The sequence below is a fragment of the Paraburkholderia dipogonis genome, assembly GCF_046027395.1.
GTDB lineage: Bacteria > Pseudomonadota > Gammaproteobacteria > Burkholderiales > Burkholderiaceae > Paraburkholderia > Paraburkholderia dipogonis_A.
In genome coordinates this window covers 89,945-102,858 of record NZ_JAQQEG010000024.1, presented here as the reverse complement: position 1 = coordinate 102,858, position 12,914 = coordinate 89,945, and the positions used below count along the sequence as shown (strand labels likewise).

The following is a 12,914-nucleotide window of genomic DNA, read 5'->3' as shown; positions in this document are numbered from 1 at the left end:
AAAAGAGTACTGCGGCAGAACTTCGCGTTCCGTTGGGTGCCGCACCGACTTGGCTAAACGGCGAAAATCGAGGCGTTTTTAATTGTGCCCGGCGACAAGAAAAATAATCTGAAGCGCGACATTAATACCCACTGCGCATCATAGACGCGGAGAGAAACCGCATTAGACACAGGTCTTTATGACGGCCATACGCTTATCGTGACAACCTTGAAGCATCGCGTGAACAAGTTTGCCGCGCGCGACTGAAATCGGTGCGGCGATCGAGGCGCCCGCATTCGTTGCCGAACCGCGGGCTGAAGGAAGGATGCTTGAGGCGCTGGTCGCGCCGGCCTTACGCCGGCGGGCCGTTATTTTGCCCGGCAGGCGTAAATCAGGTTGAGCGTGCCATTCTCAGTGGACTGGCGCACGACATCGAATGCGCCGCCGCAACTCGCGTTGGCCTGCTGCGAGCAGGAGTCGGAACCGGCGGGACACTGCACCAGCGTGGTCGCGCGGCCGTCCGGCAGAAACAGCGGCGCGCTGCTGCTGCAACCGCTCAGCGCGACCATGACGCCGGCCGCCAGCGTGGCGCAGGCCCGGCGCGCGAAGAAGGAGAGACTGCGTTTCATTTGAAACCCCGATCACGTCTTGTTTTTCGATCACGCGATTGTGCCACGCGTCAAATACGCTGCGTCAATTGCCATCGCCGAACGTTGTCACACGTCGATGCCGTACGCCGCGATCTTCTTATAGAGCGTCGCGCGACCCATGCCGATCCGGTTCGCCGTCTCGATCACGCGGCCGCCGTTGGCGCGCAAGGCATCGCTCAGGAATCGCTTTTCGAAGGCCGCCATCGCCTCGCTCCACGACGCCGGTTCAGGCGTGCCGACCTGCGCGCCTGCAGCGTGCGCCGACGGAAGCGCCTCGTTGGTGGAAACGAAATTCGGACGATGCCCGCCGCCGTGCGCCGAGCCGATAAACGGCGCCAGCGCCCGCGCATCGATCCGCTCGCTGTCAGACAGCATCACGGCGCGCTCCAGCGTGTTGCGCAATTCGCGCACATTGCCCGGCCAGCCGTACGAACACAGCAGCCGCAGCGCGTCGTCCTGCAATTCGAAGTGACTGCCGCTGCGCGCTTGCGTCGACAGATCCTCGAGCATCGCGTAAGCCAGTGCCTCGATATCGGACGCTCGCTCGCGCAACGGCGGCGCATGGATCGTCAGCACGTTCAGCCGATAGAACAGGTCCGCGCGAAACCGCCCCGCGGCGACCAGCGCGGGCAAATCGGCCGACGTCGCCGCGATGATCCGGACGTCGGCACGCACGATCCGGTTCGAGCCCAGCGGTTCGAATTCCTTGTCCTGCAACACCCGCAGCAGCTTGCCCTGCAAAGGCAGCGGCATATCACCGATTTCGTCGAGAAACAGCGTGCCGCCGTTCGCCAGCTCGAACTTGCCGACGCGCCCTTTGCGGTCCGCTCCGGTGTAGGCGCCGGGCGCGGCGCCGAAGAATTCGACTTCGAGCAAGGTGTCGGGAATCGCCGCGACGTTGACCGTCACGAGCGGCTGATTCGCGCGCGCCGAGCCGCCGTGGATGGCATGCGCGAGCAACTCCTTGCCCGTGCCGGTTTCGCCGAGCAGCAGCACCGGCGACTCGAGCTGCGCCGCGCGGCGCGCCTGGCGCTTCACTTCGAGGCTGGCCGCGCTCGTGCCGACGAAACTGCCGAACGTATATTTGGCCCGCCGCGCCTGCGCGAGCGACTGGCGCGTCGCGATCAGCTCTTCCTGCACGCGCGAGTAGTGGGAAAAGAGCGGCGTCAGCGCCTTCAGTTCGTCGAAGAGAGCGAAGCCCACCGCGCCCACCGTGGCGCCCGCGTCGTCCTTCAGCGGCAAACGCGTCACGACGAGCGGTTCGCGGTCCGTTTCCAGAATATCGAGGAGAATCGGTTTGCCGGTGTTGACGACCTCGCGCATCAGGCTGTTCGGGATCACCGCTTCGCAATCGCGGCCAATGGCCTGCTCCGGGTCCGAAAAACCAAAGCGCGCCGCATAGCGCTTGTTGATCCAGACCACGCGCGCGTCGGCATCGACGATAAACGTGCCCTCGCTGAAATTTTCGAATGTGCGGAAGAGCGAGTCCATCGCCCGGCGCAGTACGTCGCCGTAGGTGGCGGGAAGGCCCGCCCAGTCGTTCATCATGCTGTCGCTGTCTCCGGCTATCGTTTTATTATGCGCGTCTCATTTCGTAGACAAGCTTATCTCATTGACGAGATCGCCAGCAAGCTTGCCGCATAAGGGTTTAACCTCGGTTTGGCCTATCTTCGGCCAATTTACGTCCCGTTTTAGAGACGTTTGGGTACAATCGGCCCGATCACATTTCGACCTTCGGTCCGCAGAATCAGGCGGCTGGCCGTTGCCGTGCGCGTGGCACGGAACCTGCGTTTGCCCGGCGCCGTGCCGTCGCACCCTTCGGGACGGCGACCATGTAGAACAACCAAGCTTTGGAGACTCAATGTCCTTTGTCATCGTCCTCGCCGCGCTGGCGTTTCTGATGTTTGCCGCTTATCGCGGCTACAGCGTCATTCTCTTTGCGCCGATCGCCGCGCTCGGCGCCGTGCTGCTGACCGATCCAGCTGCCGTCGCGCCGGTTTTCACCGGCATCTTCATGGAGAAGATGGTCGGCTTCGTGAAGCTGTACTTCCCGGTGTTCCTGTTGGGCGCCGTGTTCGGTAAGGTCATCGAACTGTCGGGCTTCTCGGAATCGATCGTGGCCGCCGCGATCCGCTATATCGGCCGCTCGCGCGCCAACGCGGTGATCGTTGCGGTGTGCGCGCTGCTCACCTACGGCGGCGTCTCGCTGTTCGTGGTGGTGTTCGCGGTCTATCCGTTCGCCGCCGAGCTGTACCGCCAGAGCAATATTCCGAAGCGCCTGATGCCCGGCGCAATCGCGCTCGGCGCATTCTCGTTCACCATGGATTCGCTGCCCGGCACGCCGCAGATCCAGAACATCATCCCGACCACTTTCTTCAAGACGACCTCGTGGGCCGCGCCCGCGCTCGGCGTGATCGGTTCGCTGTTCATCATCGTGGTCGGCCTGACGTATCTGGAATGGCGCCGCCGCTCGGCGATGGCGACCGGCGAAGGTTACGGCACGGAACTCGTCAACGAGCCGGAGCGCGTGGAATCGAAGCAACTGCCGCATCCGTTGCTGGCGGTTGCGCCACTGGTTCTAGTCGGCGTCGCGAACTTCCTGCTGACCCGCTGGATTCCGAACTGGTACGGCGCGTCGTACACGGTCGCGCCGGACATCCTGCCGGGCATCCACGCACCGGTCACGACCACGATCAAGGCCGTGGTCGCCATCTGGGCCGTCGAAGGCGCACTGCTGCTCGGTATCGTGATGGTCGTCGTGACGGCGTTCAACCGCGTGCGCGAGCGCTTCGCGATCGGCACCAAGGCCGCGGTGGCGGGCGCGCTGCTGGCTTCGTTGAATACGGCGTCGGAATACGGTTTTGGCGGTGTGATCGCAGCGTTACCGGGCTTTCTGGTGGTCAGCGACGCGTTGAAGAGCATTCCCAATCCGCTCGTCAATGCAGCCGTGTCGGTGAGTTCGCTGGCAGGTATCACGGGTTCGGCGTCGGGCGGCATGAGCATCGCGCTCGCGGCCATGTCCGACACGTTCATCAAGGGCGCGGAAGCCGCGCATATTCCGATGGAAGTGTTGCACCGGGTCGTCGCCATGGCGAGCGGCGGTATGGATACGCTGCCGCATAACGGCGCGGTGATCACGCTGCTGGCGGTCACGGGCTTGACGCATCGGCAGTCGTATCGCGATATCTTCGCGGTCACGGTCATCAAGACGATGGCGGTGTTCTTCGTGATCGCGGTTTATTACGCGACTGGGTTGGTCTAAGCGGGTGGCAGGCTGGGCACGATGCCGGCAACGCGCACGCATCGTGAGTTTTGATCGGTTACCTTGTCATCCCGACATCCGAACTTGCCCAGCACACCTGCCATGAGCTCAGCTCCTTCTTTCTGGATGATTCCCTCAGCACCCACGCCGGTCGGCCCGTTCTCGCATGCTGCCGAGGCCGATGGCTGGGTCTTCCTGACTGGCCAGATGCCGACCTCCCCGACCGACGACGCCGCGCCGCTTCCCGAAGGTGTCGTCGCCCAAACCAGGCGCGTGATGGACAATCTCGTGCTGGTCCTCCAAGGGCTGGGCCTCGGCCTGCAAAACGTCGTGGCCTCACGTATCTTCCTGACCGAGTTCAAGCGCGATTACGCGCCGATGAACGAGATCTACCGCGCCTACTTCCCCGCCGATGCGCTGCCCGCGCGAACCTGCATCGGCGTCACCGCACTGGCGCGCGACGCGCTGGTCGAAATCGACTTCATCGTCAAACGGCCGGGTTGAGCGCGGGTAGGCCGAACGCGGCAAATCAGTGCGCCGACTGCTCGTCGAGTCCGTAGTGATCGGATAAGGCTTCGTGCAGCGAGATCGCGACCTCGTCCATCTCGGTTGTCCAGTGTCCGCTGTCGTGGCAGAGCCGCTGCAACCGCCGGCATTGGTCGACGAACTGCGGCTCCTGCACGACGACGAACGCACCGCTCGCGCTATGCGCCCAGCCGGCCAACGCCTGCACGTCTTCCTCTTCGACGATCGCAAGCAGTCTCGGCAGATCCTTTTGCAAGTGCTCTTTGAGCATCGCCGTGTAGCGCGCCTTGTCGTCGGCGCTGAGCGTGCTCGCTACGTTGGAAGCCGAAGCTGTGGGCTCGGCCAACGCTATCTTCTCTGGAGCCCCCCGCGTTGGTGCCGGCGCCACCTGCAGCAACGCGGCTTGCAACTCGCTCAACGACGCCGGCTTGGGCACAGACCCGCTAAAGCCGCACTCGCGCCAGTTGTGCGCCTCCTCATGTTCGGCCACGGCGCTGAAGGCGAGCACCGGCGCGGGCGCATGCAATTCGCGCAACGCGGCCAGCAGTTCGTAACCGTCCATCTCCGGCATGTGGATGTCGGTCAGCACCACCTCGAAACTTGTCTGTTCGAACAACCTCAGCGCGTGTTTGCCGTCATGAGCGATAGTAGGCACGCATCCCAACTCGACCAGCTGTTCGGCGATCAGATTCTGGATCAAGGGATTGTCTTCCGCGACCAGGACCGACAAACCTCGCAGCGTCGGATGGATTCCCACCGAATCGGCCCCCGCCCGCGCGGCGCTCGGCGCCGAAGTCGCGGACGTGCCCTCGCGCGCCAGTTCGATCGCCGACAGAACCGCAGTGCGGCTGAATTCAGTCACCTCGAGCACGCCGTCGCCGCGCGCCTCGGGATGATGCGGGCCGCCACGCGTGATCCACACGACCCCCACCGGCTGCAAAGCACGCAGCGTCGCAATCACCTCGAGATCGTATTCGCCGGAGACGATCAACAGGTCAGGGGGAGCATTCACGCGCAACCACGCTTGTGCAACGGCCGGTGAGGTCACCAGATGTCCTGCCCACCCTCCGCGCTTAAGCCAGCGGTCCATCAACTCGCCGGCTTCCTGCTCCTGCGACAGGACGAGCACCGTCCCGCGCGGTTCGGGAACTGCCGCCGGCGCGAGCGAATCGACGGCCGGCTTGGCGAGCGGGATCGTCACGCGAAACGCGCTGCCCACGCCGGGCACGCTCTCCGCGGCAATCTGGCCGCCCATCAGCTCGCACAAACGCGCGCAGATCACCAAGCCGAGTCCGCTGCCGCCAGCGCCGCGCGACGCACCCAGCTCGCCTTGCGCGAACGGTTTGAACAGCCGCGCCAGCGTTTCCTCGTTCATGCCGGCACCCGAATCCGAGACGCGGCAGGTCAACATCGCGCGATCCGGCGAATCGTCCGTCACTTCGGCGCGCAACGTGATCTTGCCGGTCGAGGTGAACTTGAACGCATTGCTCAGCAGGTTGTTGACGATCTGCGCGATGCGCATGCGATCGCCGACCAAGGTCTGATCGAGCGTCGGAGAGAAGAGCGCATAGAAACGGATCGGACGGTCGCCGTGCATCGGCACGTAGGACAGCGCGACGTTTTCGAAAACGTCGATGAGATGAAACGGCTCGCTGATCAGCAGCATCTCGCCGGCATCGATCTTCGAGAAGTCGAGGATGTCGTTGACGACGCGCCGCAGCGCATCGGCCGCGAGGCTCAATGTGGCAAGCCGCTGCGAATGCGCCTCGAGTCCCGGCGTGCGGGCGAACAGTTCGAGATTGCCGAGCAGCGCGTTCAACGGCGTACGGATCTCGTGGCTCATCGCGGCGAAGAAATTCGTACGCGCACGCATCAGCGCCTCGGATGTCTGCTGGGCGTGCCGCAATTGCTGTTCGAGCATGGTCTGTGCGGTGACGTCGAGAATCGCACAGAACAGCACGTTCTCGCCGGCGTAACGCGCGGGCGCGTAGATGAATTGCAGGAACCGCGAAGGCGCGCCGCCTTTGTTTGACGGCAACGCGGTTTGCGGCTCTGTTTGCGGCGCGGGTTGCGACTCCGTTTGCGAGGCGGCGGCTTGCGGCTCTCTTTGCGACGCGGGTTGCCGCTCCATTTGCGACGGAGGTGCAGACTGATACGCGGGCTGCGCGGGCGCGACGAATGCACTCACTCGGGCAAACGCCGTGGCCGACGTCTGATCCGGCGCCTGAGCCAGAAACTCGCCGACGATATGCGTCGGAAGCCTGCTGCCGTCTGCCTCGATACCGAGCGACTCGGCCGCGAGTGCATTGGCGGTCAGGATCGAATAGTCGCTCTGCCTGACGATGCACAACCCAACTGGCGTCGCGCTGACGAGAATATGGTTCAGGGTTTCGCTTTGCAGCGCGCGCGACGTTTCGGCAAACGAATTGCGTAACAGCCGCAGCCCGAAATAGCGGGCCATCAGCGCGATGCCGAGCAGCGTGAACGCCGCGAGGCAACCGATCACGGCCAATTGCCAGCCGAGCGCGACGATCAACGCACGCCACGGTATGTAGCCGACCAGGAAGCCGAAACCAGGCCCGAGCGGTTCGTGAAAGATTGCGCCTTCGCGGCTGTAGTGAAAGACGTGGGTCGGCGTAGCGGCGACCGCCTGTTGCACGAGTTTGACGGTTGACGTGTCGAGCGGCGTCGACGACACGGCGATGCGGCGGTCCACCGTCATCAGCAGGATCACGCCCTCGCTGTCGGCCTGCGCGATACGTGAGGCGAACACGTCCAGCGGAATGTTCATGCTGATCAGCGTGGTGGGCGTGTCGCCGCCATAGTAGGCGCTGACCGCGGATATCACCGGGCGGTTCTGGAGCGGGTCGCGGTACGGTCCCAGCCAGATTCGTTCGCCTTTTCCCGGCACAAGCTTGCCGGTTTGCGCCTCGAGCTGGCGTTCGAGCGTCTCGCGCAGCAGGATCACGATCGCCGGTTGCGGCGCCGACGCAGCGGCCTGACCGGCTGCGCCGGTTTGGCCCGCGAGAGGATGCGCCAGCGACGGCAGGATCACCGCATAGTCTTCGTTCAAGCCGATCAGCGTCGCCCGTTGCCGCAGTTCAAACGCCTCCTGGGTCACGAGCGTCGATCGCGCCGATTCGTAGAGGCGGCCGAGATTTTCGCCCAGTTGCGGGCCCCACGCATTGCGCGTGGTTTCGCCGACCACCAGGTCGAAATCCGCATCCACCCGGTCTATCGTGCCGCGAGCAACGCCGGTCTTGAGGATTGCCTGCTGTATCGCATCCGGTGCGCTCCGCGGCGCGGCGGCGCCGTGATAAAAATCGAGCGTCAGCTCGGCGCGCCGCAGGAACGACTCCTCCTGATGCAGGAGCAGCGAGAGGTCGGTGGCACTCTGCGCGGCGAGCGTGCGGCGATAGTCGAGTTGCTTGAGCCCGGCGACGACAACCAGCACGAGCGCGAAAATCACCACGATCAGCATCAGCGAACCGATCGTCGCCAGATAAAGCCGCTGTTGGCGCTTCGCGCTCTGGGCGAGCGTGGCGAAGGCCTGCGCCAACGACTCCTGAGTGCGGTCGAGAATCTTCTGCATCAGCTCGCATGGGTAGCGGATTCGCGCGGCAGACCGCGGCGAAATCGAGGGGCGAGATGCATCTGCAGCCCTTATACGGGCGCAGTGTAGTCCTTTTGAAGGGATTGCGCGACGCATCCGGCACCGTTTTCACGCGGTCATCCAAGATGGGTCAAACAACCATGCATTAACGGCTTGGGCCGACCTAAACCTGAGTGGTTTACTGGGAAACCCTCAAGGCCGCGGGGTTAATTGCCGATATTCCTTGCAACCATGTAAGCGCCGCGTCCACGCGCGGGCTAGCACCAGCAAGGAAAGCCATGCGCAACAACCAGCCTGTCACCGGGCACGAATACGAATTCCCGTCGTCACACATGCTTGTTTCCGCGACCGACCTGACCGGCCGCATCGAGTACTGCAATCCGGCCTTCATCGCCGTCTCGGGCTTTACGCGCGACGAACTGATCGGCCAGCCGCACAATCTGATTCGCCATCCGGACATGCCGCGCGAAGCCTTCGCCGACATGTGGGCAACGATCCGCGATGGCCGTCCCTGGACGGCGCTGGTGAAGAACCGCCGTAAGAACGGCGATCACTACTGGGTGCATGCCAACGTCACGCCGGTGGTCGAGAAAGGCACGGTCGTCGGCTATTTGAGCGTGCGCGTGAAACCGGAACGCAATGCGGTGCGCGCCGCCGAAGCGCTGTACGCGCGCATGCGCACCGGCGCGTCACGTGGCGTGAAGCTGCGCCGCGGCGTGGCGGTGCGCAGCGGCGTGCTGGGGCGTTTGCAGTCGCTGATGCGCCTTCCTGTCGCGACGCGTGCGGCGATCGGCTACGCGATCACGCCGCTGGCGCTGCTGCTGACCGGTCTCGCGGCGTGGCAAGGCGCGCCGCCTGTGCCGTTCTGGATGGCGTTCGGCGTCACCACGGCGGTCAGTATCGTGTCGTGGCAGGTGCTGACGCGACAACTCGCCGCGCCGATCCGCGACATGTCGGGATTCGCCACGCGTCTCGCCGCCGGCGATCTGACCGCCGATCTGCAGATCGCCCGCCACGACGACCTCGGCGACGTGTTGCAGGCGCTGAATCAGTTGAAGGCGAATCTCGCGGCGATCGTCTACGACGTGCGCGCCCAGATCACCGGCATGCTCGACAACGCGCGCGAAATTTCCAGCGGCAATGTCGATCTGGCGAGACGCACGGAGTTGCAAGCGGCGTCGCTTGAAGAAACCGCCGCCACCATGGAAGAGCTGACGACCACCGTGCAAGCCAACGCCGACGCGACCGTGCGCGCGCTCGATCTGGCGAGAGACGCCCAGGCGGCGGCAGCGGTCGGCGGCAAGATCGCGGGCCAGGTCGAGCAGACCATGGCGGGCATCACCGCGGCATCACGGCGTATCGCCGACATCACCGGCGTGATCGACGGCATCGCCTTCCAGACCAATATCCTTGCGCTGAATGCCGCCGTCGAAGCGGCGCGCGCGGGCGAAGCAGGCCGCTCGTTCGCGGTCGTCGCGGGCGAAGTGCGCATGCTGGCGCAACGCTGCGCGGCGTCGTCGAAGGAAATCAAGTCGGTCGTTGAAGCAAGTGCCACCGAGGTCGCGGCCGGCACCGAACTGGTTGCGCGGACAACGTCGCAGATGCGCGTGATCGACGAGGCGGTGGGCCGCGTATCGTCGATCATCGTCGACGTGGCGAACGCGAGCAGCGAGCAGGCCGAAGGCATTCGCCAGGTCAACCAGGCGGTCTCGCATCTGGACGGCGCCACGCAGCAGAACGCGGCGCTCGTCGAGCAGGCGGCAGCCACTGCGCAGCGTCTGGCGGAACAGGCGGACGTGCTGGATGAAGCGGTGCGTCTGTTCACCGTCGCCGACGCAGCGCCGGCGCGACGCGCCGCCGACACGAAGCGTCAGGCGTTCACCGCTGACGCAGCACAAACGTCGGCGCCCGAGATCAAACGACACCGTGCGCCAGTCACCGCACACGATGTCGAGCAGGAAGAAGCCGCATTGATCTGATAGATCGGCGTTACTCCCACCTCGACAGTCCAGTATTGACGCAGCACGATGGCACCGTCAGCGCCCAGTTGTTTGCAAGGGCAGGCTGACCCGAGTAACAACGGCGTTTAGCGGCCCGCCCCCTCCGTGGACGGGCCTATTTTTTTTGTGGGCTGACGCTGATGTGCGCAGTTGAGGATGGTTGAGGTTTTGACTTCGATCATTCGTTGCAGCCGGTGCAGCAGATAAGGCGAATGGTGAGGGAATACAGGAGCGCGTCTTCATGAACGCGGCGCACGTCGATTGCCTCGCGCGAAGCGATGCTACGCTAGACAGGCAGCGCTTCCATTCTCGCGCCACGTGTTCCCACGACGACGCGCAAGCGCACCCGGCGCACCCTCATGCCGATTCCCGCCACCGGAGGCCGACGTGACCCCTTCCGACCCGCCACGCGTCAATCCGCTGTCTTCGCACCTCACCGCCATGGCGCGCAACAACGCATGGTCCAACCTGCGCCTCTACCGCGCCTGCCTCACATTGACCGACGAAGCGTTCGCCGAGCGCAGGGTGAGCTTCTTCCCATCGTTGCAGCTCACGTTGAATCACATCCTTCTGGTGGACCGCTATTACTTCGATGCGCTGATCGGCGGCGGCGCGGGCCTCACCATTTTCGACAACGAATTGCCCTATCTGCGCGCAGCCGACTTGTGGGATGCACAAGCTCGGAGCGACCAGCAACTGCTCGCCTTCTGCGCATCGCTCACCGACGACGATCTGCAACGCGAAGTCCAGATCGACCGCGGTCCGTCGGTGGGGGTGCAATGCGAGCAGGTCGGCCGCGTACTACCGCATGTTTTCGTCCATCAGATCCATCATCGCGGGCAAGTTCACGCGATGCTGAGCGGCACAGCGGCCGCCCCGCCGCAACTCGACGAGTTTTTCCTCGCCGCCGACGCACCGCTGCGCGTTGCCGAACTCGGCGATCTGGACAAGATGCGCTAGCCACGAAGTACGCCGCGCCGCGCCCATTTCCCTTAACCGGAGCGCGCGTCAACAGCGTGACAGCCATGGAGAAGGATCGCACCGTCACGGGGCACGAAAAATGCATCCGTCGTTGCCGAGAGTCGCGTTAAACTGGCTGTCACGGCGGGACGTCACAACACGCGCTGCCCGGCGGGCCGCGCCAGTCAACGCGCCTGGCGGCGTATGGCACGCAGGCAGATGAACAGGCAAATGCCCGGGCAACTACGTGAAGCGTGACGGTGGCGCGACAGACGCTGCACTATCCTGCCCGTACAATGGTTCGATCAACAACGGAACAAGGACAACTTCGATGCGCACTACCGGGTCCTCCGGGTCAATGGCCCTGCTCGCCGAATACGACGACGCAACCGCGCGCGAACTTCGCTCGCTGCGCCTCGAATCGACAGAAGACGGCAAAGGCATTCTTTTGATCGAAGTCGATGAGCGCAAGCCAGGCATACACCGCGAAGTGCGCTACGAAATCACGCCGGCCGAACTGATTGCCGCGATTCGCGCGCACGGCGCCGAATTGCCGGGCGAACAGCACAATCATCGTCAATGAAATACGTCATGCGGCAATTGCACTTCGGGTGCGAATGCCGCGTGACGCTTAAGCGTTACCGGTCATCAGTCACTTGCTGAGCGGGCTTCTGCCGCCCGTCCATCGGGCATTATTTCCGTTTCAGCATGAGGCGCGTCATTCGCACCTTTTTTGTTTTGTTCGAATCGCGCTGCTAATGCGTCTTCAAGCGGTTCAGTGGGCTTGAGATAGCGCTTTCCACACCCAACTAAAGGGCATCTTTTCAAGGCGTTTGCACGTCTTGAAAATGCGTCCATAATCCTTGCATTCTCCTTTGCATTTTCTACCTGCGCCGCGCCCGAAAGGGCTGCGGATGTAAGCCGATGCTACATGATCTCGTCGAGCAATATGGGCCGGCGCTCGTGTTCGTGAACGTGCTCGCCGCCTCGATCGGGCTGCCGGTTCCGGCGATGCCGTCGCTCGTGCTGTTCGGGGCGATGGCGGCCATGCATCCCGGTTCCGTGGGCACGCAGTTGGCGCCGGTGCTCATCCTGTCGATATTCGCCACGCTGATCGGCGACAGCGCGTGGTATTTCGCTGGCCGTATGTACGGCGGCAATACGCTGAAAACGATTTGCCGCCTGTCGCTCTCGCGTGACACCTGCGTAAAGAAGACCGAACGCTTTTTCGGTCGCTGGGGCGTGCGCGTGCTGGCCGTGGCCAAGTTCGTGCCGGGACTGTCGATCGTATCGATCCCAATGGCAGGCGCCATGGGCACGCGCTACCGCACGTTCCTCACATACGACAGCATCGGCGCCGCGTTGTGGTCCGGCACCGGCCTGATCATCGGCGCGTTGTTCGCAAGGCAGATCGACATGCTGTTCGCCATGGCCGGGCGCCTTGGCCGCACGGCCGCGCTGGTCGCCGTCGGCCTGCTGCTGGCGTATGCCGCGTATCGCTGGGTGCGCCGGCGTCAGTTGATTTCGAAGCTCGCGACCGCGCGCATCGAAGTCGACGAATTGGCGTCGCTCGTGAAGGCTGGCAAAACGCCAGTGCTGTTCGACATCCGTTCGCACGAGAAGCGTGCGCTCGATCCGTTCGTGATTCCGGGCTCGCAATTCGCCGACGAGCGGCAACTCGACGAGATCGTCGCGACCTATCCGCACGATCAAAAGTTGGTGATTTACTGTTCCTGCCCGAATGAGATTTCCGCGGCATGGATGGCCAAGCAATTGAACGAAGCCGGCTTCTCCGACGTGCTGCCGCTGCGCGGTGGCATGGAAGCCTGGCGCGACTCGGGCAAGCCGGTGGATTCGCTGCCCAACACGCCGCCGCCCGACGTGGCGGTCGACGACGTCGCGCCGAAGGCCGTGTAGCGCAAGCA

9 protein-coding genes are annotated in these 12,914 nt (G+C 63.9%); 6 read left to right on the top strand and 3 right to left on the bottom strand.

What is annotated here, in order from left to right; translation table 11 throughout:
* Positions 1 to 347 precede the first annotated feature (347 nt).
* Positions 348 to 608 (bottom strand): hypothetical protein, encoded by a 261-nt coding sequence (locus PQR32_RS24575; RefSeq protein ID WP_408219477.1) that lies wholly within the window; start codon positions 606 to 608, stop codon positions 348 to 350.
* An 87-nt stretch (positions 609 to 695) separates the two neighbouring features.
* The gene (locus tag PQR32_RS24570; protein ID WP_408232818.1) at positions 696 to 2,177 is read right to left on the bottom strand and encodes a sigma-54 interaction domain-containing protein; all 1,482 of its coding nucleotides are present in this window, start codon (positions 2,175 to 2,177) and stop codon (positions 696 to 698) included.
* A gap of 313 nt (positions 2,178 to 2,490) precedes the next feature.
* On the opposite strand from PQR32_RS24570, the gene PQR32_RS24565 reads away from it, so the two are divergent.
* The gene (locus tag PQR32_RS24565; protein ID WP_132383494.1) at positions 2,491 to 3,891 is read left to right on the top strand and encodes a GntP family permease; all 1,401 of its coding nucleotides are present in this window, start codon (positions 2,491 to 2,493) and stop codon (positions 3,889 to 3,891) included.
* A 102-nt stretch (positions 3,892 to 3,993) separates the two neighbouring features.
* The gene (locus tag PQR32_RS24560) at positions 3,994 to 4,395 is read left to right on the top strand and encodes a RidA family protein (RefSeq protein ID WP_408232815.1); all 402 of its coding nucleotides are present in this window, start codon (positions 3,994 to 3,996) and stop codon (positions 4,393 to 4,395) included.
* A gap of 25 nt (positions 4,396 to 4,420) precedes the next feature.
* On the opposite strand, the gene PQR32_RS24555 is transcribed toward PQR32_RS24560, so the two are convergent.
* A complete protein-coding gene (locus tag PQR32_RS24555) occupies positions 4,421 to 8,008 on the bottom strand; it encodes an ATP-binding protein (RefSeq protein WP_408232812.1) in 3,588 nt (1,195 codons plus the stop codon).
* Positions 8,009 to 8,307: 299 nt separating this feature from the next.
* Between PQR32_RS24555 and PQR32_RS24550 the strand changes: the two genes are divergently transcribed.
* From PQR32_RS24550 to PQR32_RS24535, 4 genes are all read left to right on the top strand, one after another.
* The gene (locus tag PQR32_RS24550) at positions 8,308 to 10,008 is read left to right on the top strand and encodes a methyl-accepting chemotaxis protein (protein WP_408232809.1); all 1,701 of its coding nucleotides are present in this window, start codon (positions 8,308 to 8,310) and stop codon (positions 10,006 to 10,008) included.
* Positions 10,009 to 10,416: 408 nt separating this feature from the next.
* Positions 10,417 to 10,989 carry a DinB family protein gene (locus PQR32_RS24545; protein WP_408232806.1) on the top strand — a complete coding sequence of 191 codons (573 nt, stop codon included), beginning with the start codon at positions 10,417 to 10,419 and terminating at the stop codon, positions 10,987 to 10,989.
* Between the two features lie 331 nt (positions 10,990 to 11,320).
* Positions 11,321 to 11,572, top strand: a complete 252-nt coding sequence (locus tag PQR32_RS24540) for a hypothetical protein (protein WP_408232803.1) — start codon at positions 11,321 to 11,323, stop codon at positions 11,570 to 11,572.
* 341 nt (positions 11,573 to 11,913) lie between these two features.
* A complete protein-coding gene (locus PQR32_RS24535; protein ID WP_408232801.1) occupies positions 11,914 to 12,906 on the top strand; it encodes a DedA family protein/thiosulfate sulfurtransferase GlpE in 993 nt (330 codons plus the stop codon).
* The last annotated feature ends 8 nt before the right edge of the window (positions 12,907 to 12,914 follow it).